We start from the raw sequence: 25655 nt of genomic DNA on the forward strand, positions 1-25655 counted from the left end.
ACCGTCGTTTCCCTGGTCGTGGTCGGGCAGCGTCTTTCATGGCGTGGTCGTTCAAACGAGTTCGATACGGCACCTGCGGAACCGGCACCGCGTCGCGGGACGAAGCGGTCGGGAACCCGCCGTTCCGGCCTCATGAGGCCGGGTATCGAATACGGAATTGTTATCTAGTCTGATTCGGCCGGAACGCCAAATGGTTTTTCACGAATATTTTCCCGCCCCTGACATGAACACGGCGCGGGGGATGCCGGCGAGATCGGGTTCGGCGGCCGCATCCAGCCCGTGCGCGGCGGCGAGGGCGATAAGGGCTTGGGCCTGGCCGATCCCGGCTTCGAGGATGGCGAGCCCGCCCGGGGCGAGCAGGCGCGGCAGATCCGCGACGATGCGGCGATAGGCGTCGAACCCGTCGGCGCCGCCATCGAGGGCGGAGGCGGGCTCGTGGGCGGCGACTTCCGCCATCAGGCCGGGGATGTCGGCACTCGGGATATAGGGCGGGTTGGCGAGGATGAGGTCGAAACGGGCGGCGATCGCCTCTGCCCAGTCGGCGCAGCAGAAGGCGGCGCGGGACGCAAGGCCGGTGCGGGCGGCATTGGCGCGGGCGAGGGCGCAGGAAGCGGGCACGCGGTCGATGCCGAGGCCGCAAGCGTCGGGGTATTCGGTGAGGGCGGCGAGGAGCAGCGCGCCGGTGCCCGTGCCGAGATCGAGGATCGTGCGGATCTTGTCCCGGTCGGGGCGGTGGCGCAGCGCGGCTTCGATGAGGGTTTCGCTGTCTGGCCGGGGGATGAGCGTTGCCGGCGAGACGGCGAGATCGAGGCTCCAGAAGCCTTTTGCGCCGGTGATGTAGGCGAGCGGCTCGCGGGCGGCGCGGCGGCGGGCGAGGGCTAAAGCGGGTTCGGGATCGACCTCGTCGAGCGCCCAGAGTGCGGCGAGGTCGACGCCGAGCGCGTGGGCGAGGATGAGGCGGGCCTCGCGGGTCGGGTTTTCGACGCCGCCCGCGGCGAGGATGCGGCCGAGTTCGCGCAGGGCCTCGGTGGTCGGGATCATGCGCCGGCGGCGGCGAGGCGGGCGGCCTGGTCTTCCTCGGTCAGCGCATCGATGATGTCGTCGAACTCGCCGAGCATGACGCGGTCGATCTTGTGCAGGGTGAGGTTGATCCGGTGGTCGGTGACGCGGCCCTGGGGGAAATTGTAGGTGCGGATGCGTTCGGAACGGTCGCCGGTGCCGACCTGGGACTTGCGGTCGGCGGCGCGGCCGGCGGCGGCGGCGGCGCGGGACTGCTCGTAGAGCCGGGCGCGCAGGATCTTCATCGCCTTGGCGCGGTTCTTGTGCTGGCTGCGCTCCTCCTGCATGGCGACGACGATGCCGGTGGGCAGATGGGTGATGCGGACGGCGCTCTCGGTCTTGTTGACGTGCTGGCCGCCGGCGCCGGAAGCGCGGAAGACGTCGATCCGGAGATCGGCCTCGTTGATCTCGACATCGACATCCTCCGCCTCGGGCAGGACGGCGACGGTGACGGTGGAGGTGTGGATGCGGCCCTGGGTTTCGGTGGCGGGGACGCGCTGGACGCGGTGGACGCCGCTTTCGAACTTGAGGCGGGCAAAGACGGCGCTGCCGGTGATTTCGGCGATGCCCTCACGCAGGCCGCCAAGCTCGGTCTCGGTATAGTCCAGCACCTCGAAGCGCCAGCCACGCAAATCGGCGTAGCGGCGATAGGCGGCGAAGAGTTCGGCGGCAAACAGCGCGGCCTCGTCGCCGCCGGCGGCGGGGCGGATTTCGAGGATGGCGGGGCGTTCGTCGGCGGCGTCGCGCGGCAGGAGGGCGAGGCGGATTTCGTGTTCGAGACGCGGCAGGGTCTCGCGCAGGGCGAGGAGTTCGGCATCGGCCAGCTCGCGCAGCTCGGGATCGGCGCGGGCGGCCTCGGCCTCGTCGCGAGCACGCTCGGCGGCGCGGAGCAGAAGGATCTGCTGCTCGACCGGCTCGATTTCGGCCAGCTCGCGCGAGGCGGCGACGAAGCGCTCGCCATCGACCCCGGCGGCGAGCATCGCGCGCAACTCCTCGGCGCGGAGAACGATACGGTCGAGGTTCTGCTCCAGGGTCATCGCGTCAGCTGGTCATCCGAGGGCGGCGAGAAGCTCGGCGCGGGGGAGTTCGCGCTGGGCGCCGTCGTCGAGGGTTTTGAGGGTGACGGCGCCGCGGGCGAGTTCGTCCGCACCGATCAGCACCGCGGCGCGGGCGTTGATACGGTTGGCGCGTTCGAGACGCTTCTTCAGGTTGCCGCGATAGGCGGCCTCGGCGGCGATGCCGGCGCGGCGGAGGGTGGCGAGGATCTCGATCGCGGCGGTCTGCTCGGCCTCGCCCATCGGTATGATGGCGACGGGGCGCGGCGTGGCGGGGGGGGCTGCCAGCAGCATGGCGAGGCGCTCGATGCCCGCCGCCCAGCCGACGCCGGGGGTGGGCGGGCCGCCCATCTGCTCGACCAGTTGGTCGTAGCGGCCGCCGCCGAGCACCGTGCCCTGCGCGCCGAGGGCGGTGGAGACGAATTCGAAGGCGGTATGGTTGTAGTAGTCGAAGCCGCGGACGATTCGCGGGTTCTCGACGAAGGCGATGCCAAAGGCGGCAAGTGCGGATTTGAGCCCGTCATAGAAGGCGGCGGAGGAGGGGTTCAGGTGGTCGTAGATAAGCGGGGCGTCGGCAAGGAGGCGGATGTCGTTCGCATCCTTGGTGTCGAGGATCCGCAGCGGGTTCTTGACCAGGCGGACCTTGCTCTCGTCGGAAAGCTCGGATTCATAGCGGGAGAGATAATCCACCAGGGCGGTGCGGTAGGCATCGCGGCTGTCGCGGTCGCCCAGCGTGTTGATGTGCAGGGTGATGCTGGCGCCGACGCCAAGCTCGTCGAGGATCTGCTGGCCGCAGGCGATCGCCTCGGCATCGGCCAGCGGCTCGGCGGCGCCGATGATCTCGAAGCCAATCTGGTGGAACTGGCGGTAGCGGCCCTTCTGCGGGCGCTCGTAGCGGAACATCGGGCCCTGGTAGAAGATTTTCTGCGGCAGGGTCTGGGTGAGGCCGTTGGAGACCAGGGCGCGGCAGACGCCGGCGGTGCCCTCGGGACGCAGCGTGACGGATTCGCCGGAGCGATCCTCGAAGCTATACATCTCCTTGGTCACCACATCGGAGGTTTCGCCGAGGTTGCGGGCGAAGACGGAGGTGAGCTCGAAGACCGGTGTGGCCCATTCGGCGGCGCCGTAGAGCGCGGCGATGCGGCGGGCGGTCTCGATCACGTGGTGATGCCGGCGCGCGTCCTCGCCGATGATGTCCTGGGTGCCGCGCACGGGTTGGGGCTTGGTCAAGGCGGAAATCCTTCAGACAGCGGAGATTGCCGGTGGTTTGCCGGAAATCGCCGCCGCTGAACAGTCCGCAACGCGCGGGCGGGCTATTCCGCCGCCTGCTTCGCCGCCGCCTTTTCCTCGCGCAGGCGGGCGGCACGCTGTTCGACGAGGTCGACGACATGGTCGATCATCGCCGCCCCCTCGATCGTGTGGTCGGTCTTGCCGGCGGCATAGACCATGTGGCGGCCATTGCCGCCGCCGGTGACGCCGAGATCGGTCATTAGCGCCTCGCCCGGCCCGTTGACCACGCAGCCGATGATCGAGAGGGTGATCGGCTCCTCGATATGGGCGAGACGGTCTTCGAGCTGGGCCACCGTGTCGATCACGTTGAAGCCCTGGCGGGCGCAGGAGGGGCAGGAGATGACGCGCACGCCGCGATGGCGGATGCCGAGCGACTTCAGGATGTCCCAGCCGACAGCGACTTCTTCCTCCGGCTCGGCGGAGAGGGAAACGCGCATCGTGTCGCCGATGCCGGCCCACAGCAGCGAGCCCAGCCCGATCGAGGATTTGACCGTACCGGTGCGCCGTCCGCCGGCCTCGGTGATGCCGATATGCAGCGGGTGGTCGCAGACCTCGGCGAGCTGCTGATAGGCGGCGACGGCCATGAACACGTCCGACGCCTTCACGCTGATCTTGAATTCATGGAAGTCGTGATCCTGAAGGATCTTCGCGTGTTCGAGGGCGGATTCGACCAGGGCGTCGGGGTTCGGCTCACCGTATTTCTCGAGCAGGTGCTTCTCCAGTGAGCCGGCATTGACGCCGATGCGGATGGAGCAGCCGTGATCGCGGGCGGCGGCGACGACCTCGCGCACGCGCTCGGCGCTGCCGATATTGCCGGGGTTGATGCGCAGGCAGGCCGCCCCCGCCTTCGCCGCCTCGATCGCGCGGCGGTAGTGGAAATGGATGTCTGCGACGATGGGGACGTTCACCTGCTTCACGATGTCGGCGAGGGCAGCGGTAGCCGCCTCGTCGGGGCAGGAGACGCGGACGATGTCGACCCCGGCGCGCTCGGCACGCTGGATCTGGGCCACCGTGGCCGCGACGTCGTCGGTCGGCGTGTTGGTCATGGTCTGCACGGTGATCGGCGCGTCGCCACCGACCTTGACCGGGCCGACGCTGATCTGCCGCGACTTGCGGCGGATGATCTGCTGGTATTCGCGGTAGTTCATCGGGCTCGCTTCCGTGGAGGGGTTACTGTGCTGCCGGGCTGGCGACCGGGGCGGTTGCGCCGCCCGCGGGCGCGGCCGGCGTGAGGGGAACGCTGTGGAGCACCGCGCCGGGCTTGCCGAGCGGCGCGCCGGCAGTGCCGTTGCGGACCAGTTCGGTGCCGCCGGCATTGCCCGTGGTCATGGTCAGGCCCGGCTCGTTCGGCACCGGCCAGGACTGGCCGGCCTTGAGCACGCGGCTGAACAGGATGGTGCCGTGCGGGCCACGAACCTCAACCCAGCTGTCGGCACTGGCGCTGATCACCAGCGGGTTAGCGCTGACCGACGCGGCTGCTGCGGGAGCCTGGCCAGCAGGCAAAGCACTCGTAGCTGCGGTGCCGGGGGGCGTGGTCCCAGCGGCGGCCGTGCCGGCGGCAGCGGCCGGCGTTCCGGCGGCAGTGGAGGCTGATGTGCCGGCGATGACCGCACCGGAATTGCCGCCGGGGTTCGCGGCGCTATCTGCCGTGCCGGTGCCCGCCGTCGGGTTCGGCATCGCGCTGTCTGCGGCGGCCGAGCCGGGCGTTGACGCAGCGGGGGTGCCGGGCGTCGCCCCCGGTGGGGTGGAAGACGCCGTCTGCGACACCGCGGCTTGGGATGCGCTGGCTTGCGCGGTGGCAGCCGGGGGCGCTCCCGCCGAAGCCGATGCCGCCGGCGGTGTGGCGGCGGACGGCGCAGGGGCGCTGGTTCCCGATGCGGGCGCGCCGGCGGCAGCGGTTTTGGCCGGCGCTGGCGCCGGCGTCGGTGCCGATGATTTCGGGATCGCCAGCGGGGCGAGTTTGGCCGGGACCTCGGGGACCATGCGCGCCATCCGGAGTTCATGCTCCGAATGGCGATACCAGAAGAAATAGCCGGCGAGGCCGACCGCGGCGACAAGGAAGAGTACGGCGCCGGGCGGAACGGCGCGGTCCGGCAACGGCTCGGGGAAGCTCAGGGCTGGCGGGCGGCTGCGGCTCATGCCCTCGGCGCGGAAGCGGCGGAGGATTTCCTCGGGATCGAGTCCCATGATCTCGGCATAGGAGCGGATGAAGCCGGCCGCGTAGGTCGGCGCAGGCAGTGCCGTGAGATTGCCGGATTCGATGGCCTCGAGAAACACCCGCCTGATCTTCAGGCGTGCCGCTATATCCGGCAGTTTCCAGCCCAGACGCTCGCGGAAGGCGCGCAATTCGGCGCCGACGGCTTCCGGCCCGCCACGGGAGGATGTGTCGTATCCGGCAGTTGTGAGGTCGTTGTCGCCGTTCATGATGCCCTTGAATGCCCGCGGGGCGGAGTTGAGGGAGGACGGCCGAGAGGCGGCGACCTGCCACAGCAGCCGGGCGAAATAGAGTCCCGGTCCGTGCATTTGCCCGGTCTCGACCCGGTCCGGACGGCGGTTTAGCGCGTTCGGCCTAGATCGGCAAACCGTGTTCCCGCGCCCAGGCCGTGAGAGGTTCGCGCAGCGAGGTGCCGGCGGCGCCGGCGCGGCGGAGTTCGCGCAGCACCGGGCGCAGGGCGGCGAGATCGGCATCGGCGAACAGCGCCTTGACCGGCAGGATCGCAGCACCGGACATCGACAGCGTATCGACCCCGATGGCGGCGAAGACCAGCGCGTCGAGCGGCCGGCCGGCGGCCTCGCCACAGATCGAGAAACCCACCTCCTCCTCGGCGCAGGCCGCGGCAAGGCCCTCGATCAGTTCCAGCACCGGGGCGGAGAGCACGTCGTAACGGCCGGCGAGGCGCGGCGTGCCGCGATCGGCGGCAAAGAGGAACTGCATCAGGTCGTTGGTGCCGAGGGAGACGAAATCGGCCTCGGCGAGCAGGCCGGGGAGCTGGAAGAGCAACGAGGGCACTTCGAGCATGGTGCCGATCTCGATGCGGTTCGGCTTCTCGTCGAGCCGCGCGGCCTCGGCCTCGAGCAGGTCGCGCGCCGCACGGAATTCGGCGACCGTCGCCACCATCGGGAACATCACCGAGAGGTCGAGACCGACCGCGCCCATCAGCAGGGCGCGGAGCTGCTTGCGCAGGATGGCCGGGCGGTCGAGCCCGACGCGCAGCGAGCGCCAGCCCATCGCCGGGTTCTCCACCTGGTCGTCGGCTTCGCCGGGCAGGAGCTTGTCGGCGCCGAGATCGAGGGTGCGGAAGACGACGCGCTTGCCATCGGCGCGCTGGAGGACGCGGCGATATTCGGCCGCCTGGGCGGCGACGCCGGGCACGCGGGCAGCGGCGAGGGCGGCGATCTCGGTGCGGTAGAGGCCGATGCCCTCGGCGCCGGTGCGGGTGAGCTGGTCGATCTCGAAGGCGAGGCCGACATTGAGCATCAGCGCGACCTCGGTGCCGTCCTGGGTGCGGGCCGGACGGTCGCGGAAGACGGCAAGCTCGGCGGCGCGGGCGCCACGGGCGGCGAGGGCGCGGTCATACAGCGCGGTGACCTCGGGATCGGGGCGAAGGATCAGGGCGCCGGATTCGGCGTCGAGCAGCACGGGATCGCCCTGACGCGCAGCCTCGGTGGCACCGGCCTCGACAGCGATGGCGGGGATTTCCAGCGCGCGGGCGAGGATTGCGGCGTGGCCCCCGGTGCTGGCCTCCTCGATCGCCACGCCGGCAATGCCGCGCTGGTGCCAGTCGAGCAGTTCGGCGGGGCCGAGGCGGCGGCAGACCAGGACCATGCCGCGCGCATCCTCAGGCTTCGCGGTGCCGGCGCCAAGGGCTACGAGCATTCGCTCGATCATGTCCTCGATATCGGCGACACGCTCCCGCAGATAGGGATCGGCCACCTTGCGCATGCGCCGGCGCAGCTCGCTGCCGACCTGGTCAACCGCGGCCTCGGCGGTCAGGCCATCATTGATCGCGGCGCGGACGCGCTCGAGCCAGCCGGTGCCCTGCGAGATCAGGCGGTAGGCCTCCAGAACCTCGCGGGTGGCGTGGCCGGTGGGCAGATGCTCGGAGACGAGGTTGTCGAGCGAGGTTTCGGCATCGGCCATCGCCTGGTCGAGCCGGGACAGCTCGGCGGCCGTGTCTTCGGCGAGGACGTGGCGCGGGCCGGGAGAGCGGCCGAAGGGCAGCACGGTGCCGCGCACGATGCCGGGGGCGAGCGGATGGCCGGAATAGCGCCGTGCCAGAGCATCGCCGAAGCCGGCAGCGGCGATGTCGGCGGCACCCTGGCTGGCGAGAATCTCGCCGATCAGCATGGCGATGGTCGAGATCGTCTCGACCTCGAGCGGGGTGTAGACGCGGGGGTCGGAATTCTGCACCGCGATGACGCCGAGCGTGCGACCGGCACGGCGGATCGGCACTGCGAGCATCGAGGCGTAGCGTTCCTCGCCGGTTTCGGGCCGGTAGGCGAATTCGGGGTGGTTCTGCGCGTCCGGCAGGTTGAGCGCCTCGCCCTTGGCGGCAGCAAGGCCGATGATGCCCTCGCCAACCCGCACCCTTGTATGGCCGACCGCGGCGATGCGCAGCCCGTGGGTGGCGGCGAGTTCGAGCATTTCGCCGGCACGGGCGACATAGACCGAGCAGACCTCGACCGCGAGTTCAGCGGCGATCAGCTCCACCAGCTCGGCCAGGCTGGAATTGCCGGAGCTCAGCCGGTCGCGCAGCTTCGCGAACAGCCGCCGCGAGGCGGCGAGCGGGATATTGCGTGGGCGGGGCGCGCCCTTAGGCCGCTTCGATCGAGGCATCCGGCTGGCGGGCGGTGGCGCGGGCAGCGAAGGCGGCATCGGCCTGGGCGATGAGCTCGGCGATGATCGCGGCGACCGGCTGGATCGCGGTGACCATGCCGACCGACTGGCCGGCCATCACCGAGCCCTGCTCGACATCGCCTTCGATCACCGCGCGGCGGAGCGCGCCGGCCCAGAAATGCTCGATCGAGAGCTGGGCCTGCTCCTTGTCGAGTTCGCCGGTCTGGAAGCGGCGGATGGTTTCGGCCTGATGCTCGATGAAGCGGGCAGTGCCGGCATTGGCGAGGCCGCGCACCGGGATGACCGGAAAACGGGCATCGAGCTGGACCGAGGGGATCGCGTCGCGCGCGTTGGCCTTGAGGAAGGCGGCCTTGAAATTGGCGTGGGCGATGCTCTCGGCGGAGGCGGCGAAGCGGGTGCCGAGCTGCACACCGGCGGCGCCCATTTCGAGGAAGGCGAGGATCGCCTCGCCGCGGCCGATGCCGCCAGCGACAAAGACCGGAACCTCGGTGATGACGGGCAGGATTTCCTGCGCCAGCACCGCCAGCGAGACCGGGCCGATATGGCCGCCGGCCTCGGACCCCTCGATCACCAGCGCGTCGGCGCCGCTGCGGATGAGGCGTTTCGCGAGCACCAGGGCGGGCGCGAAGCAGACGAGTTTGGCGCCGCCGTCCTTGACCGCGCGGACCGCGGCGGAGGAGGGCAGGCCGCCGGCGAGCACGACATGCCCCACGCCGTGGCGGACACAGACCGCGATCAGCTCAAGGAGCTGCGGGTGCATGGTGATCAGGTTGACGCCGAAGGGTTTCGTGGTGAGCGCCTTCGTTGCGGCGATCTCGGCATCGAGCAGTTCGGGGCTCATCGAGCCGCAGGCGATCACGCCGAAGCCGCCGGCATTGGAGATGGCGGAGACGAGGTGGCGCTCGCTGACCCAGCTCATGGCGCCACCCATGATCGCGGTTTCGGTACCGAGAAAATCGCGCCCGCGGGCCCAGAGCTGATCGAGCGCGCTCACGCGACGTCGAGCCCATAGGCGGTGTGCAGGGCGCGCACGGCGAGTTCGGTGTATTCGGCGTCGATCAGCACGCTCACCTTGATCTCGCTGGTCGAAATCACCTGGATGTTGATGCCGCGGGCGGCGAGCGAACGGAACATGGTGCCAGCGACACCGGCATGGCTGCGCATGCCAACGCCGACGACCGAGATCTTGGCGACGTCGGGATCGGTCGCGAGGTCGGCGAAGCCGATCTCGTCGCGCTTCTCGTCGAGCACGAGGCGGGCGCGGGGCAGCTCGGTCTTGTTGAGGGTGAAGGTCATGTCGGTGGTGCCGTCGGCGGAGACGTTCTGCACGATCATGTCGACATTGATACCGGCCTCGGCGAGCGGACCGAACACCGAGGCGGCGACGCCGGGGCGGTCGGGCACGCGGCGGACGGTGACCTTGGCCTCGTCACGCGAATAGGCGATGCCGGCGACGATTTCCTGTTCCACGATTTCATCCTCATCAACGACCAGCGTTCCCGGGGCATCGGTGAAGCTGGAGAGAACCTGCACCCGCACCCGCTCCTTCATTGCGAGTTCGACGGAGCGAGTCTGCAATACTTTCGCACCAACCGAGGCCAGCTCCAACATCTCTTCATACGCGATGGCTGGCAACTTGCGCGCTTTCGGGACGATGCGCGGGTCGGTGGTATAGACGCCGTCGACATCGGTGTAGATGTCGCAGCGGTCGGCCTTGACGGCAGCGGCAACGGCAACGGCGGACGTATCGGACCCGCCGCGGCCGAGGGTGGTGACGCGGTTATCCGGCCCGATGCCCTGGAAGCCTGCGATCACCGGCACCTGGCCCATCTGCATGCGCCGGATCAGCTCGGCGCCGTCGATCCCATCGATCCGCGCCTTGCCGTGCTGGCCGTCGGTGCGGATGGGGATCTGCCAGCCGGTCCAGGAGCGGGCGTCGACGCCGATGGTCTGCAGGGCGATCGCGAGCAGGCCGACCGTGACCTGTTCGCCGGTGGCCACCACCGTGTCGTATTCCCGCGCGTCGTAGAGCGGGGAGAGTTCCTGGCACCAGGCGACGAGCTGGTTGGTGGCGCCGGCCATTGCCGAGGTGACGACGGCGACCTCGTGCCCCTCGTCCACCACGCGCTTGACGCGCGCGGCGACGTTGCGAATCCGGTCCAGATCGGCGACAGAAGTGCCGCCGAATTTCATCACGATGCGCGCCATGTGATCCGATCTTGCCGTGAAACTGGTATCAACGCGGGAGCGGCGCTTGCTGCCGTCTCCCGGCAGGCTCACATAGCGAGAGCCCGGGAGAAGGGCAATGCAGGCCGGAGAGGATGTGAGCATGGATGACGGGCAGTCCGCCGGACGGGCGGACGCGGCGGAGGTGCGGAAGTTCGACGCGCTGGCGGCGCGCTGGTGGGACAGGCACGGGCCGATGCGCGCGCTTCACGCCATGAACCCGGCGCGCAGCCGGTGGATCGTCGATCACATGTCGGCGGTGCGCGGCGAGGCTGCGGGGGTGGAGTTGCTCGATGTCGGCTGTGGTGCCGGGCTGCTGGCGGAAAGCCTTGCGCGTGCCGGTTGCCGGGTGACGGCGATCGACGCCGCGGCCGAGGCGATCGCGGTGGCGCGGGCGCATGCGGCAGCACAGGGGCTGGAGATCGACTACCGCGCGACGACGACCGACACGCTCGTCGCCTCCGGCGTGCGGTTCGACGCAGTGACGGCGCTGGAGGTGATTGAGCATGTGCCAGACCCGCAGGGGTTTCTCGACACGCTGGCCGGGTTGCTGCGGCCAGGCGGCCGGTTATTCATATCAACACTGAATAGAACGCCACAATCTATTGTTTTTGCAAAATATACAGCGGAATATGTACTTCGCTTGGCACCGCCCGGCACGCATGACTGGCGGAAATTCATCACCCCGGGCGAGCTTGCCGCGATGTGCCGCGCCGCCGGGCTGCGGCTGGCGGCGACGGCGGGGATGGTGCCGGCGCCGCTGCGAGGCGGGTTTCGCATCGGGCGGGATACCGGGATCAATTATATCGCGATGGCGGTGGCGCCGGGCTGACGCCGCGGCACGGTCCAGCCCCGCCAGAAGTTGATGAATGTTTTAGGTATGCCGGGCCGTCCTTGTGTGGTCATATGCGTCATCGCCGCATGGCTCGTATGCGGCGCGATGGCGGAGGTGACCGATGGGCGAACGGGTGGCGAGCGGGGCGCGGGGTGAGGAGCGGCGGCCGCTTTCGGTCGGCATTCTCCTCACGCACGATTTCACGCTGTCGGCATTGTCGATGTTCGTCGACACGCTGCGGCTCGCCGCTGACGAATCGGATTTCTCGCGACCGATCAATTGCCGCTGGACGATCATGTCCGACACTGCGGCGCCGATTCGCGCGAGCTGCGGGGTGCAGGTGCTGCCCGGTACGCCGTTTCTCGACCCCTCCGGCTTCGATTACGTGGTGGCGATCGGCGGGTTGCTGACCGGGCTCAACCAGAACGCAGCACCGCTTTGCGCCTATCTCACCCGTGCGGCGGCGGCTGGGGTGAAGCTCGTCGGCATCTGCAACGGCAGTTTCCTGCTCTGCCAGGCGGGCTTGATGCAGGGGCGGCGCGTTTGTGTCAGCTGGCTGCACTATCAGGATTTCCGCGCAGCCTTTCCCGATCACGAGGTGACCGGCGACCGGCTGTTCGAGATCGATGGCGACCGGATCACCTGCGCTGGCGGGGCTGGCGCGGCGGATCTCGCGGCGCTGCTGATCGAGCGGCATCTCGGCAGCAGGCTGGCGCAGAAGCCGCATCAGGTACTGCAACTGGCGCGCACGCGCGGCGAGGAGGCGGTGCAGCCGCACCCGCCGGTGGCGCATGACGTGGCCGACGGGCAGGTGCGCCGGGCGCTGCTGATGATGGAACAGAACCTGTCCGACCCGGTGCCGATCGCCATCATCGCGCGGCGACTTGGCCTGTCGACGCGGCAGTTGGAACGGCGCTTCGAAGCCGCACTCGGGCAGCGGCCCTCGCTGCTCTATCGCACGCTGCGGTTACGCTATGCCCGCTGGCTGCTGGAGACGACCGACCGGTCGGTGACGGATATCGCGCTGGAGGCCGGCTTTGCAGACTGCGCGCATTTCTCCCGCCAGTTCAAGGCGCTGCATGGGCTGTCGCCCTCGCAGATGCGGCCAGGGGTGGCCATGCGGGGCGGCTCCGGCGGCGATGGGTCGGGGCTTCATGCCGGTCCGCGCCCATTCTGACGGTAATATGTGAAAAACACATGGCCGCCATGCGAGGGGCCTGCGAAATCGTTCTGGCGCAATGTCGCAAAAGCCAAAGACGCTGCATCACCGAACCGTCACATTCCGTTGCCGGGCGCTGATCCTTGTCGAAAGTGCCGTTATTGAAAGTGCCGTTATTGAAAGTGAACGTCATGACGGATGTCGCTTCCCCCGCATTGCGCGACCTGGTGGCCCGTCGGCGCCCCGGATACATGCTGGAGCGGGAGTTCTATACCGATCCGGACATCTTCCGCGCCGATCTCGAATACATCTTCAACCGGCACTGGATTTTCGTCGGCGTCGAGCCGGACGTACCCGAGCCTGGCGACGTGATGACGCTGAAGATCGGCAACAACGAGATCCTGATCTGCCGCGACGACGATGGCGCGATCCATGCCATGCACAATGTCTGCCGGCACCGCGCGGCGCGGCTGGTCTCGACCGAGAAGGCGACCGTGGGGCGGCTGGTCTGCCCGTATCACACCTGGACCTATGGGCTCGACGGCGCGCTCCTGCATGCCGAGCATATGGGCGAGGGGTTCGATCATTCCTGCAACGGGCTGAAGAAGATCCATCTCCGCTCGCTGGAGGGACTGCTCTTCGTCTGCCTCGCCGAGACGCCGCCGGCGGATTTCGACGAGATGGCACGGATCGTCGGGCCGTATGTTGCACCGCACGAGATCGCCAACTGCAAGGTGGCCCAGCAGATCGACCTGATCGAGGAGGGCAACTGGAAGCTGACGATGGAGAACAACCGCGAGTGCTATCACTGCGCGATGAACCATCCGGAGCTGACGTCCTCGATCTTCGAGTTCGGCTTCGGCTTCGACGCCCGCGAGGACGATCCTGCGCGCGCGGCGCTGCGGCGGAGCTATGACGACATGGTCGCGCGCTCGTGCAGCGCCTGGACGGCGAGCGGCTTTCCCTCCGAGGAAATCGGCCATCTCGACGACATGGTTTCCGGGTTCAGGATCGGGCGGATGCCGATGGACCGCGAAGGTGAATCGCAGACGCTTGACACCAGGGTGGCGAGCCGGCTGCTGCTCGGCCGGGCGAAGGAAAAGCGGCTCGGCGATCTCTCGTTCCATACCCAGCCAAATTCCTGGCATCATTTCATGAGCGACCACATCGTGACCTTCTCGGTCCTGCCGCTCTCGCCGGACCGCACGCTGCTGCGCACCAAATGGCTGGTGCATCGCGATGCGATCCAGGGTGTGGACTATGATCTCGAAAACCTGATCCGGGTGTGGCGCGAAACCAATCTGCAGGACGGCGCGCTGGTCGGCCTCGCCCAGGCGGGGGCGGCGAGTGCTGGCTATGTGCCGGGGCCGTACTCGACCGAAACCGAAGGCCAGGTCGAGGCTTTCGCCAACTGGTATATCGGTCGCATGGCCGCCCAGCTCGGGATCGAACCGGCGCGATGAACATGACGCCGGCCGAGCGTTGCCGCGCCGCGCGCGATGGCAGCCTGTCCGCGTGGGATCCGGAGGCTGACGACATTCTTGTCTGCGTGGATTCGCGGCTGGAGACGCACGATGTGCGGACCTTCACCTTTGTCGGCCGCACGCCCTCGCGCTTCAGCTACTGGCCAGGGCAGTTCCTTGTGTTCGATGTGCCGGTGGGCGGTGAGATCGTGCAGCGCTGCTATACGATCGCCTCCAGCCCGACGCGGCCGGACCAGATCTCGATCACGGTGAAGCGCAAGCCGGACGGCGTGGTCTCGCCCTGGCTGCACGACAATCTGCGCCCGGGGATGGAGATCCGCGCGATCGGGCCGCTCGGCGATTTCAGCTTCGTGGCGACGCCGGGGGGAAAATACCTGTTCCTCTCGGGCGGCTCGGGGATCACCCCGCTGATGTCGATGACGCGCGCGCATCAGGATCTCGCTCCAGACGCGGATATCGTGTTCATCCATTTCGCGCGGGCGCCAGAGGACATCATTTTCCGCGACGAACTCGCGGTGATGGGGAGGCAGATGCCCAACCTGCGGGTCATTCCGGTGTGCGAGGCGGATGGCGCCGGCGGGCGTTGGGGCGGGCCGCGCGGGCGGGTGACGCCGCAGCTGCTCGCCCTGCTGGCGCCGGATTTCGCCGAACGCTGGATCTTCAACTGCGGCCCCCCGGCCTACATGCAGGTGGTGCGCGAGGGGCTCGTCGGCCTCGGCTACGACATGCGCTATTACTATGAGGAAAGCTTCGATTTCGGCGTGCCGCCACCAGTCGAGGAGGTGCTCGCCGCGCAGGGAGCGGAAACCTTCGAGGTCACGTTCAGCAAGTCCGGCCGGACGATCGGGGTCGCGCCCGGGCAGCATATTCTCGCCGCCGCGCGCGAGGCGGGAATGCGGCTTCCCTCGTCCTGCACCAAGGGCGTGTGCGGCACCTGCAAGAGCAGGCTCGTCTCGGGACGGGTGGACATGAAGCACCAGGGCGGCATCCGCCAGCGCGAGATCGACCAGGACCTGATCCTGATCTGCTGCTCGACACCGCTGACCGATCTCGTGATCGAACGCTGATGATGCGGCCGCTGCCCGCTGTGGCGCTGGCGCCACCGAGAGTCCCGAAGCGGCGAGGCCGCGCATGATCGCCCATGCCGAGGCGCTGTTCCGCCCGCTGACGATCCGCCGGACGACGTTCCGCAACCGGATCATGAGCACGAGCCACGCCCCGGGTTATGGCCGCGACGGCAAGCCGCAGGAGCGGTATCAGCTCTATCACGCGGAAAAGGCGAAGGGCGGCATCGGGCTGACGATGTTCGGCGGATCGTCCTCGGTCTCGCTCGACAGTCCGGCGGCACCTTGGAACCAGATTTCCGTCGCCGATGACAGCGTCATTCCGTATTTTCAGCAGTTTTCCGAACGCGTGCACGCGCATGGCGCGGCGCTGATGATCCAGCTCACGCATATGGGGCGGCGGACGCGCTGGGATACCGAGAACTGGCTGCCGACGCTGTCCGCCTCGCCGCGGCGGGAGCCGGCGAGCCGGTCGATCCCGCGCGAGATGGAGCAGGAGGATATCGATCGGGTGATCGCCGATTTCGCGGCGGCGGCGCGGCGGGCGCGCGAGGGCGGGCTCGATGGCTGCGAACTCTCGGCGGCGCACGGGCATCTGGTCGACCAGTTCTGGTCGCCCTCGGTCAATCACCGCAGCGATGGATATGGCGGATCGCTGGAAAACCGGATGCGGTTCGGTTTCGAGATTCTCGAGGCGATGCGGGCAGCGGCGGGGGATGATTTCCTGATCGGCATCCGCATGTCGGGCGACGAGATGCTGGCCGAGGGGCTGAGCCACGAGGATTGCGTGGCCATCGCCGAGGCGCATGCGCGGCGCGGGCTGGTCGATTTCATCAATGTGCTCGGCGGGCAGGCGCGGGACCATCTGGCGCATGCGGTCTCGCTGCCGAACATGTCCTTTCCGGTAGCCCCCTTCCTGCCGCTGGCCAGCGCGATCCGCCGCGAGGTTGAAGTGCCGGTGTTCCACGCCCAGCGGGTGACCGACCTTGCCACCGCTGCGCGCGCGGTGGCGGAAGGGCATGTCGACATGATCGCGATGACGCGGGCGCATATCGCCGACCCGCACCTCGCGCGCAAGCTGCAGGACGGGCGGGAGGACGATATCCGCCAGTGCGTCGGCGCCGGCTACTGCATCGACCGGATCTATACCGGGGCGGATGCGCTGTGCATCCAGAATGCCGCGACCGGACGCGAGGCGACGATGCCGCACGTGATCGGCAAGGCAGCGCGGCGGCGGCTTGTGGTTGTCGTCGGCGGCGGGCCGGGCGGACTGGAGGCCGCGCGGGTGAGTGCCGAGCGCGGCCACGAGGTGGTGCTGTTCGAGCGGGAGACGGCGCTCGGCGGGCAGATCAACATCGCCGCGAAGGCGGGATGGCGGGAGGCGCTGTCGGGCATTCCGCGCTGGCTCGGCGCGCAGGTGCGCAGGCTCGGCGTGGATCTGCGGCTCGGTCTCGCGGCGGATGCGGCGATGGTGCTGGCGGAACGGCCGGACATCGTGATTCTCGCGACCGGCGGCGTCCCCAATCCGGGTTTCATGGAGGGGGCGGAACTGGTGACAACAACCGCCGCGATCCTGCGCGACGGGATCGCGCTCAGCGGTTCGGTGCTGCTCTATGACGGGATGGGGCAGCACAATGCCGCCTCCTGCGCCGAGTTCCTGGCGAAGCGCGGCGCGCTGGTGGAACTTGCGACCGGCGACCGGATGGCGGCCGAGGAGGTCGGCACCACCAACCAGCCGATCCATCTGCGCGAACTCTACCGCCATGACGTGATCATGACGCCTAATCTCGACCTGCTCGCGGTGCGGCGGGAGGAGAACCGGCTGGTTGCGGTGCTGCGCAACACGATGGATCTCGCCGAGGAAGAACGGGTGGTGGATCATGTCGTCGTCGATTTCGGCACGTTGCCGGATGACGCGCTGTATGATCCGCTGAAGGCGGGGTCGGTCAACCGGGGGCGGATCGATGCCGGCGCGCTGGTGGCAGGGCGGGCGCAGCCCTGGCCGGAGGCAGGATACGCGCTCTATCGCATCGGCGATGCGGCGGCGGGGCGCAACATCCACGCCGCGATCTACGACGCGCTGCGGCTCTGCAAGGATTTCTGATGGCGGGCCTGTTCGTCCTGCTGGCCTGGCTGCTGCTGGCCGGGGTGGTGGGGCAGGCGCTGCGTCTTGCCGCATCATGGCGGCGCGGCGGGGCGGCACCGGTGGACTGGGCGCGCGGGCTGGCGGCGCTGCCGCGGCGGTATCTCGTCGACGTGCATGGCGTGGTTGCATTGCGGGCGGCGGCGGCGCGGATGCACCAGGCGATTGCCGGGGGCTTGCTCGGCGGCACTACGCTTGTGCTGCTGGGCGTCATCTCGGCGCTGCGTGGCGCGGAAATTCTGTGGCTGCTGGCCGCATTCGGCTTTGGTTTCGCAATTTTCGGCGCGCGGCTGGTAGCACAGCGGAGGCAGCCGGTAAGGCCGGCGTCACTCTCCGGCGGGGCGTTCCAGGGTCTGGCGCGAGATCTGGCTGCCTATGCGGCGGGCGGGTTCCTGGCCTCGCTCGGCATTCTGCTCGGGCTGTGGCTGCCGGCACTGGCCGGGATCGGGCTTGCCGCCTGGGGCGGGGCGCGGCTGGTGGCGGGGATCGCGACCGGGCCGATGCGGCACGCGCTGGCCGGGGCGGTGCATCTCGCGGCGCATCCGCGGCCTGAGCGCTTCGCGGGCGCGGCGGCGAGCGGGCTGTTGCCGGCGCAAAAATTCGGTGTGGCGACGATCGCCGATTTCGCCTGGAACCGACTGGCGGGGTTCGATGCCTGCATCCAGTGCGGGCGGTGCGAGGAGGCATGCCCGGCCTTTGCCGCCGGCCAGAAGCTGAACCCGAAGGCGCTGATCCAGGACCTGGCGGCGGCGCTGCATCCTGACGCGCCTTCCTATGCCGGCTCGCCGCATCCCGGCATTTCGTCGCCGGGCCCGGTGCTCGGGCGGCTGCACGCGGAGACTCTGTTCGCCTGCACGACCTGCCGCGCCTGTGTATCCGCCTGCCCGATGATGATCGAGCATGTGGATGCGGTGATCGACCTGCGGCGGCACCTGACACTCGCGGAGGGCGCTGCACCGGGCAAGGCGGACCAGGTGCTTTCGGAGCTGCGCTACGCGTTCAATCCGGGTGGGTTCGAGCCCGGGCGGCGGCTCGATTTCGTCGCCGGCGGGCTGCGCGTGCTGGGCGAGGGCGAGAGCGCCGACATCCTGCTCTGGCTCGGCGATGGGGCGTTCGACGCGCGCTACGGGCGAACGCTGCGGGCGCTGGTGGCAATCATGCGGGCGGCGGGGCTGGATTTCGCGGCGCTGGGGGAAGCAGAACGAGATTGCGGCGACCTCGCCCGGCGGCTCGGCGACGAGGCGGGGTTCGAGCGCCTCGCGCGCGCCAATGTGGCGTCGCTGGCGAGGCGGCGGTTCGGCCGGATCATCACCGCCGATCCGCATGCGCTGCATGTATTGCGGCAGGAATATCCGGCGTTCGGCGGACACTATACGGTGCAGCACCATACGGCGCTGATCGACGAGCTGATCGGCAATGGCGCGATCCGGCCGGGGGCTATATCCGGCGTGACGGTGACCTATCACGACCCGTGCTATCTCGGCCGTTACAACGGCGAGTATGACGCGCCACGGCGGGTGCTGGGGCGGATCGGCGTGGCGGTGAGCGAGATGGAGCGGCATGGCGCGGCCTCGTTCTGCTGCGGCGGCGGGGGCGGCGCGCCGGTTTCGGACATCGCGGGCGAGCGGCGGATTCCGGATTTGCGGATGGCGCAGGCGCGGGAGACGGGGGCCGGGATCGTCGCCGTGGCGTGCCCGGGCTGCACGGCGATGCTGGAAGGGGTGACGGGCGCACGGCCCGAGGTGCGCGACATTGCCGAGCTGGTGCATGAGGCGATGGAAGCGGTGCCGGCGGCGGTGCGGGCGTGAGCGCGAAGCGCCGCGATCCGCGCACCGAGCGCGCGGCGGTGGTGGTGACCGAGGCGCCGCGCCGGCGGATCGACCGAATGCATCGCGGCGGGGTAATCGCGCAGGATGCAGTCGTCGCAAAGGCGGCGGCCGCGGTCGTGACCATCGCCGAGCCAGCCTATCTGGTGTTCGCCGTGGTGGAGATGGCGGGCGGCATGCTGTCGCGCCATGACCGGCAGGTGCTGGGGGCGGCGCGATTGCTCGATGGCGGCGGGAGGGCGGCGGTGGTGCTGCTGGCGCCGAGCCTGCCGGAGGACGCGGGGGCGGCGGGGGCGGACCGGGTGATGATGCTGCCCGAGCGGGACGATCCGGCGGCGTTGGCGGCAGCGGTCGCCGCCGCGATCGGCGCGCATCGGCCGCGCCATGTGGTATTCGCCGAGAGCGCGGATGGCGGGGATCTGGCGCGGCGGGTGGCCGCACTCCGCGACGAGACGCTGTTCGATGCGGTCGAGAGCCTGTCGGCGCGGCAGGCGATCCGCCCGGCTGCCGCAGGGCGGGTGGAATGGCGGGCGGCGCCGCCGCATCTGCTGAGCATCGCGGCCGACCGCATTGCGCCTTGGCGCGGGCCGGCGCACGCGGCCGAGCCGGTTGATCCGCCGGCCGATCCGGCGAGGGATGTGGCGATGGCGGTGCGGCTGTCGCCCCTGCCGGTGGAAGCGGCGAATGTGCGGCTGGACGAGGCGGGATTCGTGATCGCGGCGGGGAACGGGGTGGCGGATTTCGCGGGGTTTCTCGATCTCGCGCGCGCGCTCGGGGCAACACCGGGGGCGAGCCGGGTGGTATGCGATGCCGGCGCGTTGCCGCGGGAGATGCAGGTCGGCGCCTCGGGGACCGTACTCAACGCTGACTGCTATGTGGCGTTCGGGATTTCCGGTGCGCCGCAGCATTTGCAGGGGATCGGCACGGTGGAGCATGTGGTCGCGGTGAATACCGATCTGCACGCGGCGATGATCGCGCGGGCGGATTTGGCGGTGGTGGCGGATGCGCAGGCGGTGCTGCCGGCGCTGCTCGCGCGGCTGGAAGCTGAGGCGTGAGGATCGTCGTGCTGCTATCCGCCGGCCGGCATCCGGCGACGGGCGAGCCCTGCCCGGTGCCGGTGGAGTTGCAAGCGATAGCGCTGGCGCGGCGCATTGCCGGGGCGAGCGGGGTGGTCGAGGGGCTGCATGCCGGTGGGCGCGACGATGCGGTGCTGGATGCGCTGAGCCACGGGATCGATGGTCTGACGCTGGTCGGCGCCGGGGCGGCGGGCGATCCGCTCGGTGCGCTGGTGGCGGTGCTGGAGGGAAGGATGCCGGATCTCATCCTGGCCGGGCGGCGCGGCCGGGGCGGGGCGGATGGCGGGCTGCTGCCCTATCGGCTGGCGCTGGCGCTGGGATGGCCGATCGTCGCCGATGCGATCTCGATCGGGCTAACGGACGGTAAGTTGAAGGTGACGCAGGCGCTGCCGCGCGGCTGGCGGCGGGCGGCCACGGTGCGCGGGGCGGCGGTGATCACCGTGCATCCGGCGGCACCGGCGGCGCTGCCCTATGTGCACCGCGCGCGGCTGGCCGGGCGGGTGAACGAAGTGGCGGGACCGGTGCTGATGCCGGCGGTGATGCCGGAAGGAGCCGAAATCCGGCCCTACCGGGCGCGGCCGAAGCTGATCGGCGATGTCGGCGGCGACGTTTCGGCCGAGGCGCGGCTGCAGGCGGTGAGCGAGACGCGGGATGCCGGCGGACGGGTGCTTGTGCGGCCGGCGCCGGACGAGGCGGCGGCGGCGATCCTCGATTTCGTGGCGCGGTTCAGGCCCCGCTAGAGCGGTAGCCGAACCATCTGAATCGCTGGGGTACTGGAAGCGGTTGAAATCTGATTCAAGCTATCTGCCGGAGTTTGGAGGCTGGCAGGAATGGCAAAGACTCTTTTGGAGGATCTGCGGGGCCGTGTGGTGGCGGCTGTGGAACAGGGAGCGACGCACCGCGAGGCGGCGGCACGGTTTGGTGTCAGCGCAGCGAGCGTCAGTCGGTGGCGCAGCCTGCTGAGCGCGCAGGGGAACCTGAAGCCCGGTCGACATGGTGGCGACCGACGCTCCGGGCGGATCGAGAAGCAGGCGCATGTGGTTCTCGACCTGCTGGAGCAGATGCGCGATGCGACGATTGAGGAACTGCGCAGCGCGCTGGCCACACAGGGCCACCAATTCGGTTACGGGACGCTGAGGCGCTTCTTCCAGCGGCATCACATCACGCGCAAAAAAAGACCGCGCACGCCGCCGAGCAGGAGCGCCCTGACGTCCTGAGCCGGCGGTGGGCGTGGTTTGAAGGCCAGGAAGATCTCGACCCCGACCGGCTGATCTTTGTCGATGAAACTTGGGCCAGCACCAATATGACCCGTCGCCATGGCCGTTGTCGGCGCGGTGAACGCTTGCGGATGAGTGTGCCGCATGGCCACTGGAAGACCACGACGGTGATAGCCGGCCTGCGCAACAGCGGCATCGTTGCCCCCTTCGTAATCGACTGCCCGGTCAATCGGATGGTGTTTGCGGCATGGATCGAGCAGGGCCTGGTGCCGATCTTGCGGCCTGGCGACATCGTCGTGATGGACAACTTGTCCAGCCACAAAGGGCCGAGGGTGCACGAATTGATTGAAGCGGCAGGCGCTGAATTGCGCCACCTCCCGCCTTACAGCCCGGACTTCAACCCCATCGAGAACGCCTTCAGCAAGCTCAAAGCCTTGCTGCGAAAAGAGGGCGCGCGGACCATCGACACCCTTTGGGCCGCAATCGGACAACTCGTCGACCTCATCACACCCGCAGAATGCCAAAACATGTTCGCCGCAGCTGGATATGATCCAATATGATCGACTACCGCTCTAGCACTACTTTGGCGGAAGTTTGTTGTGATTACTGATGAGGCTACATCCGCAGTGAGGGCAATGCCGCGGCGGTGAGCGAGAAAGACGGTCAAGGATTGCGCGTTCCGGTTGATTGTGAACATCGATTCCGTTTGATTGTGAACGCCTAATCCGGTTGATCATGAACGCGGATTCCGGCGGATCGTGAACACCGGTTCGGGTGCTCATGAACGTGTCCTGGAGTGCGATGGTGGGGCGCCGCTGCTGACAGTCTTCAACCAGGGGTAATCCCGATCCTTTGCTGAGCAGCGAGGGATGGGAATGCCGGGAGAGAGATTGTCGATGCGGAAGATACGTGATGTTTTGCGGCTGCGATTTGCGCAGGGACTGAGCCAGCGAGCGATTGCGGGTAGTACGGGTCTGAGCGTAGGAGCTGTGAACAGTTACCTGAGCCGGGCGCGGCTGGCGGGATTGAATTGGCCTCTGCCTGAAGACCTTGGCGACGCGCAGCTTGAGACGCTGCTATATCCGCCGCTGCCGGATGTTGCGCCGGACCGCCGGCCGGTGCCGGATTGGGCGGCGGTGCATCGTGAATTGCGCCGGCCGAATGTGACGCTGTCGCTGCTGTGGGAAGAATACCGGGCCGGCACCGGCGGCCAGGACGGGTTCAGCTACTCCTGGTTTTGCGATCTCTACCGGGAATGGGTGGGTCGTCTGAAGCCGACGCTGCGCCAGGTGCATATGGCGGGAGAGCGGCTGTTCGTCGACTTCGCTGGCCACGCCATGGAAGTGATCGATGGGGCGAGCGGGGAGATCCGGCGGGCCGAAATCTTTGTTGCCGTACTCGGTGCCTCGAGCTTCATCTACGCCGAAGCGACCTGGAGCCAGGGGCTGGCGGACTGGATCGGCGCGCACGTTAACGCGTTGACCGCGATTGGCGGCACGCCGCGGCAGATCGTCAGCGACAATCTGCGCGCGGGGATCACGCGCGCGTGCTTTTATGAGCCGACGGTGAACCGCACCTACGCCGACATGGCGGCGCATTACGGCACCGCGATCATTCCGGCGCGGCCTTACAAGCCGCGGGACAAGGCGAAGGCCGAGGTCGGCGTGCAGGTGGTCCAGCGCTGGATCCTGGCACGGCTGCGCAACCGCCGCTTCTTCTCGCTGGCTGAATTGAACCAGGCGATTCGCGAATTGGTCGATCAGGTGAACGATCGACCGATGCGCGGCTGGGGCACCAACCGGCGGGCGCTCTATGAGCAGCTCGACCGCCCGGCCCTGCAACCACTGCCGCCCACGCCTTACGAATACGCGGACTGGAAGCGCTGCCGCGTGAACCTCGATTACCATGTCGAGATCGACAAGCACTTTTACTCGGTGCCGTTCCGGTTGATCCGCGAAACAGTAGAGGCACGGATCACGGCGAAGACGGTGGAAATCTTCCACCGGGGCAAGCTGGTGGCCACGCACCAGCGCAGCTTCCGCCAGCACCGGCCGACCACAATCGCGGATCACATGCCGAGTTCGCATCGGCGCTATCGCGATTGGACCCACGAACGGATATTGCGCGAAGCCACTGCGGTCGGTGACGACACCGCCGCCCTGGTCGAAATCATCCTGCGCTCGCGCCCGCATCCCGAACAGGGGTTCCGCTCCTGCATTGGCATCCTCGGATTGGCAAAGCGCTACGACCCCGAGCGGCTGGATGCCGCCTGCGCCCGTGCCTTGGCACTCGGAACCCGCTCCTACGGCTCGGTCGCTGCGATCCTGAAGAATGCTCAGGAGAGGAAGACCACGGACAAGACCGAACAACCCAGCCTGTTCCACGAGAACATCCGTGGCCCCGGCTACTATCACTGAAAGGAAACAAGATGCTGATCCATCCCATGGTGGAGCGCCTGCGCGGCCTCGGCCTGACGGCAATGGCCGACGCGTTCATCGAGATGCAGAACCAATCGGCGGCTGACGATCTGACCCGCGAGGATTGGCTCGGGTTGCTGGTCGACCGTGAGGCAACCAGCCGGGACAACAAGCGCCTCGCCCGCAGGCTGAGCCAGGCGCGGCTGCGCCAGAATGCGGTTGTCGAGGATACTGACTTCCGGACACCGCGCGGTCTGGACCGAGCCCTGTTCCACAAACTTGCCGGTTGCGAATGGATCTCGCACAGCCAGCATCTGGTCATCAGCGGCCCGACCGGCGTGGGCAAATCATGGCTCGCCTGCGCGCTCGGCCACAAGGCGTGCCGGGAGGGCTTCTCGGTCCTCTATCGGCGGGCGCCACGCCTGTTTGCCGAACTCGCGACGGCGCGCGGCGAAGGAAGATTGCCCCGGATGTTGGCGGCCCTTGAACGCACCCGCCTGCTCATCATCGATGATTGGGGACCCGAGCCCCTGACCGCCGAGCAGCGCCGCGACCTACTGGAAATCGTTGATGATCGTTATGAAAAGGGCTCCCTGCTGGTGACCAGCCAGGTGCCCGTGAATCGCTGGCATGACCTGGTGGGGGATCCCACCCTGGGAGATGCGATCCTGGACCGCGTCGTGCACCGCGCCCATCGCATCGAACTGAAGGGACCGAGCCTGCGCAAGCGTCACGCCGTCACCACACAATCCGATCAGGGCGCTTGACGAACCCCACGGAAAAATGAGACGGCGCAACCGTCAGTGGCAGCGATCCACCATGACCGCCGGCCGCCCGTCAGGCCCCGTTCAGGCCAGAGCGAGCAGGTGTTCATGATCGCCGGAATCGGTGTTCACGATCGAACGGATTGACCGTTCATCATCACCGGAATGCGCACAAGGATGGCTTGGCGCACTGCTGGCAGGGTGGGTTGGGGAGGCGGACCGGGGACTCTTTTTTTTCCGTCCCGCCTGAGCGAGCCTTCGGGATTGCAAGAAGGCGTAGGCCATCATCGTCATCAGGGCATGGCGGTGGAGGCCAGTCCAGGATCGGCCCTCGAAGTGGTCCAAGCCGAGTTCCTCTTTGAGTTGCTGATGGGCCTGCTCGCAGATCCAGCGCGCCTTGATGGCGCCAGCCAGAGCTCTGATCGGGGTGTCGGCAGGCAGGTTCGAGAGATAGTATTTTCGCTCGCCATTCGAGCGATGCTCACCCACCAGCCAGGCTTCCTCTCCCGGCATGTGCTGGGCACCGGCAGAACCGATTCGCTGGGGCGCGCCATCAGCAATGCGTACCCTCATGGCGGCAAAGCGGGCTGTCAGACGCCCCTTTGTTCCCTTGCGCCAACCGAGCTGCCGCCACTTCGCGCCTTCGAGCATCGCTTGTGCCGCGATGGATTTGACGTCGGGCACATGACGCACCCGTGGGCGACCGCGGCCTGCGACCGGGAAGATCAGCTGCACATCCGCCGGATAGACCTTCTGGTGCCGGGGGATGCCGACAGCCCAGCAAAGGCCGCGTGTACTCAGCGCCTGCCGGAACGGAGCCGACAGCCCGTAACCGGCATCGGCCAGCACACAGCCGAAGCGCACGCCGGCAGCGATGACGCGATCGATCTCCTCGATCGCGATCTCAGGCTTTGTGCGGTATTCCTGGAAACAGGCAGGCACGCCCGCCTTGTCCATGCGCGCGATATCGCTCGTCCAGCTTTCCGGCAGAAATAACCGCAAGCTCAGCATGAGCGGAACTTCGCCCGAAGCCAGCGTCACCGACACCAGCGTCTGACAGTTGGCATTCTTGCCGAGGGTCACGTCCGTCGATGTGGTGGAAATTATAGATGGGTTAAGGTGACCGTGGATCATTCGGCTGCGGTGGCGATCTGGGTGAAGTGGACCCTTTGGTGTGGATCA

19 protein-coding genes and 1 pseudogene are annotated in these 25655 nt (G+C 68.3%); 11 read left to right on the forward strand and 9 right to left on the reverse strand.

Going from position 1 to position 25655, the window contains the following annotated elements; translation table 11 throughout:
* Positions 1 to 198: 198 nt before the first annotated feature.
* The 8 genes from prmC to HUW10_RS03335 all read right to left on the reverse strand — a co-directional run bounded on the left by prmC (position 199) and on the right by HUW10_RS03335 (position 10470).
* Positions 199 to 1041 carry a peptide chain release factor N(5)-glutamine methyltransferase gene (gene prmC, locus HUW10_RS03300; RefSeq protein ID WP_174502198.1) on the reverse strand — a complete coding sequence of 281 codons (843 nt, stop codon included), beginning with the start codon at positions 1039 to 1041 and terminating at the stop codon, positions 199 to 201.
* Positions 1038 to 2096, reverse strand: a complete 1059-nt coding sequence (gene prfA, locus HUW10_RS03305; protein WP_174502199.1) for a peptide chain release factor 1 — start codon at positions 2094 to 2096, stop codon at positions 1038 to 1040. Before prfA ends, prmC begins: the two co-directional genes overlap by 4 nt.
* A gap of 12 nt (positions 2097 to 2108) precedes the next feature.
* A complete protein-coding gene (gene hisS, locus HUW10_RS03310; RefSeq protein ID WP_174502200.1) occupies positions 2109 to 3344 on the reverse strand; it encodes a histidine--tRNA ligase in 1236 nt (411 codons plus the stop codon).
* A gap of 83 nt (positions 3345 to 3427) precedes the next feature.
* Positions 3428 to 4552 (reverse strand): flavodoxin-dependent (E)-4-hydroxy-3-methylbut-2-enyl-diphosphate synthase, encoded by a 1125-nt coding sequence (gene ispG, locus HUW10_RS03315; RefSeq protein ID WP_174502201.1) that lies wholly within the window; start codon positions 4550 to 4552, stop codon positions 3428 to 3430.
* Between the two features lie 22 nt (positions 4553 to 4574).
* Positions 4575 to 5927, reverse strand: a complete 1353-nt coding sequence (locus HUW10_RS03320) for a helix-turn-helix domain-containing protein (protein WP_174502202.1) — start codon at positions 5925 to 5927, stop codon at positions 4575 to 4577.
* Between the two features lie 46 nt (positions 5928 to 5973).
* Positions 5974 to 8241 (reverse strand): putative PEP-binding protein, encoded by a 2268-nt coding sequence (locus tag HUW10_RS03325; RefSeq protein WP_174502203.1) that lies wholly within the window; start codon positions 8239 to 8241, stop codon positions 5974 to 5976.
* Positions 8219 to 9256: a nitronate monooxygenase family protein gene (locus tag HUW10_RS03330; RefSeq protein WP_174502204.1), complete on the reverse strand. Its 1038-nt coding sequence runs from the start codon at positions 9254 to 9256 to the stop codon at positions 8219 to 8221. The genes HUW10_RS03325 and HUW10_RS03330 overlap by 23 nt, the downstream gene beginning before the upstream one ends.
* Positions 9253 to 10470 carry an aspartate kinase gene (locus HUW10_RS03335; RefSeq protein ID WP_174502205.1) on the reverse strand — a complete coding sequence of 406 codons (1218 nt, stop codon included), beginning with the start codon at positions 10468 to 10470 and terminating at the stop codon, positions 9253 to 9255. Before HUW10_RS03335 ends, HUW10_RS03330 begins: the two co-directional genes overlap by 4 nt.
* Positions 10471 to 10567: 97 nt before the next feature.
* Between HUW10_RS03335 and ubiG the strand changes: the two genes are divergently transcribed.
* From ubiG to istB, 11 genes are all read left to right on the forward strand, one after another.
* Positions 10568 to 11320 (forward strand): bifunctional 2-polyprenyl-6-hydroxyphenol methylase/3-demethylubiquinol 3-O-methyltransferase UbiG, encoded by a 753-nt coding sequence (gene ubiG / locus HUW10_RS03340; RefSeq protein WP_174502206.1) that lies wholly within the window; start codon positions 10568 to 10570, stop codon positions 11318 to 11320.
* Between the two features lie 124 nt (positions 11321 to 11444).
* Positions 11445 to 12500, forward strand: coding sequence for a GlxA family transcriptional regulator (locus HUW10_RS03345; RefSeq protein WP_174502207.1), 1056 nt, complete (start codon positions 11445 to 11447; stop codon positions 12498 to 12500).
* Positions 12501 to 12673: 173 nt separating this feature from the next.
* Positions 12674 to 13945 (forward strand): SRPBCC family protein, encoded by a 1272-nt coding sequence (locus HUW10_RS03350; protein WP_174502208.1) that lies wholly within the window; start codon positions 12674 to 12676, stop codon positions 13943 to 13945.
* Positions 13942 to 15033 carry a hybrid-cluster NAD(P)-dependent oxidoreductase gene (locus HUW10_RS03355; protein ID WP_174502209.1) on the forward strand — a complete coding sequence of 364 codons (1092 nt, stop codon included), beginning with the start codon at positions 13942 to 13944 and terminating at the stop codon, positions 15031 to 15033. Before HUW10_RS03350 ends, HUW10_RS03355 begins: the two co-directional genes overlap by 4 nt.
* A 64-nt stretch (positions 15034 to 15097) precedes the next feature.
* Positions 15098 to 17134 (forward strand): FAD-dependent oxidoreductase, encoded by a 2037-nt coding sequence (locus HUW10_RS03360; protein ID WP_174502210.1) that lies wholly within the window; start codon positions 15098 to 15100, stop codon positions 17132 to 17134.
* The gene (locus tag HUW10_RS03365) at positions 17134 to 18981 is read left to right on the forward strand and encodes a DUF3483 domain-containing protein (RefSeq protein WP_174502211.1); all 1848 of its coding nucleotides are present in this window, start codon (positions 17134 to 17136) and stop codon (positions 18979 to 18981) included. Before HUW10_RS03360 ends, HUW10_RS03365 begins: the two co-directional genes overlap by 1 nt.
* A complete protein-coding gene (locus tag HUW10_RS03370; protein ID WP_174502212.1) occupies positions 18978 to 20054 on the forward strand; it encodes an electron transfer flavoprotein subunit alpha/FixB family protein in 1077 nt (358 codons plus the stop codon). Before HUW10_RS03365 ends, HUW10_RS03370 begins: the two co-directional genes overlap by 4 nt.
* A complete protein-coding gene (locus HUW10_RS03375; RefSeq protein WP_174502213.1) occupies positions 20051 to 20815 on the forward strand; it encodes an electron transfer flavoprotein subunit beta in 765 nt (254 codons plus the stop codon). Before HUW10_RS03370 ends, HUW10_RS03375 begins: the two co-directional genes overlap by 4 nt.
* Before the next feature lie 90 nt (positions 20816 to 20905).
* Positions 20906 to 21852 (forward strand): IS630 family transposase gene (locus tag HUW10_RS03380; protein WP_201712579.1). Its coding sequence is split into 2 segments (ribosomal slippage): positions 20906 to 21254 and positions 21254 to 21852, totalling 948 coding nucleotides; the frame shifts between segments, so codons are not numbered across the junction.
* Positions 21853 to 22167: 315 nt separating this feature from the next.
* The gene (gene istA, locus HUW10_RS03385; RefSeq protein ID WP_174502215.1) at positions 22168 to 23709 is read left to right on the forward strand and encodes an IS21 family transposase; all 1542 of its coding nucleotides are present in this window, start codon (positions 22168 to 22170) and stop codon (positions 23707 to 23709) included.
* Positions 23710 to 23720: 11 nt separating this feature from the next.
* Positions 23721 to 24476 carry an IS21-like element helper ATPase IstB gene (gene istB, locus HUW10_RS03390; RefSeq protein WP_174502216.1) on the forward strand — a complete coding sequence of 252 codons (756 nt, stop codon included), beginning with the start codon at positions 23721 to 23723 and terminating at the stop codon, positions 24474 to 24476.
* Positions 24477 to 24557: 81 nt separating this feature from the next.
* Here istB and HUW10_RS03395 read toward each other — a convergent pair.
* Positions 24558 to 25553 (reverse strand): annotated as a pseudogene (locus tag HUW10_RS03395) (IS701 family transposase); the annotation flags it as partial.
* Between the last annotated feature and the right edge of the window lie 102 nt (positions 25554 to 25655).

The organism is Acidiphilium sp. C61 (genome assembly GCF_905116885.1).
Lineage (GTDB): Bacteria > Pseudomonadota > Alphaproteobacteria > Acetobacterales > Acetobacteraceae > Acidiphilium.

Excerpts from the sequence above, each read along its gene's own strand:
- HUW10_RS03325 (WP_174502203.1), bottom strand. The coding sequence starts at position 8,241 with ATGCCTCGATCGAAGCGGCCTAAGGGCGCGCCCCGCCCACGCAATATC.
- HUW10_RS03345 (WP_174502207.1), top strand. The coding sequence starts at position 11,445 with ATGGGCGAACGGGTGGCGAGCGGGGCGCGGGGTGAGGAGCGGCGGCCG.
- prfA (WP_174502199.1), bottom strand. The coding sequence starts at position 2,096 with ATGACCCTGGAGCAGAACCTCGACCGTATCGTTCTCCGCGCCGAGGAG.
- HUW10_RS03335 (WP_174502205.1), bottom strand. The coding sequence starts at position 10,470 with ATGGCGCGCATCGTGATGAAATTCGGCGGCACTTCTGTCGCCGATCTG.
- ispG (WP_174502201.1), bottom strand. The coding sequence starts at position 4,552 with ATGAACTACCGCGAATACCAGCAGATCATCCGCCGCAAGTCGCGGCAG.
- ubiG (WP_174502206.1), top strand. The coding sequence starts at position 10,568 with ATGCAGGCCGGAGAGGATGTGAGCATGGATGACGGGCAGTCCGCCGGA.
- istA (WP_174502215.1), top strand. The coding sequence starts at position 22,168 with ATGCCGGGAGAGAGATTGTCGATGCGGAAGATACGTGATGTTTTGCGG.
- prmC (WP_174502198.1), bottom strand. The coding sequence starts at position 1,041 with ATGATCCCGACCACCGAGGCCCTGCGCGAACTCGGCCGCATCCTCGCC.
- HUW10_RS03355 (WP_174502209.1), top strand. The coding sequence starts at position 13,942 with ATGAACATGACGCCGGCCGAGCGTTGCCGCGCCGCGCGCGATGGCAGC.
- HUW10_RS03350 (WP_174502208.1), top strand. The coding sequence starts at position 12,674 with ATGACGGATGTCGCTTCCCCCGCATTGCGCGACCTGGTGGCCCGTCGG.
- HUW10_RS03365 (WP_174502211.1), top strand. The coding sequence starts at position 17,134 with ATGGCGGGCCTGTTCGTCCTGCTGGCCTGGCTGCTGCTGGCCGGGGTG.
- HUW10_RS03320 (WP_174502202.1), bottom strand. The coding sequence starts at position 5,927 with ATGCACGGACCGGGACTCTATTTCGCCCGGCTGCTGTGGCAGGTCGCC.
- HUW10_RS03360 (WP_174502210.1), top strand. The coding sequence starts at position 15,098 with ATGATCGCCCATGCCGAGGCGCTGTTCCGCCCGCTGACGATCCGCCGG.
- istB (WP_174502216.1), top strand. The coding sequence starts at position 23,721 with ATGCTGATCCATCCCATGGTGGAGCGCCTGCGCGGCCTCGGCCTGACG.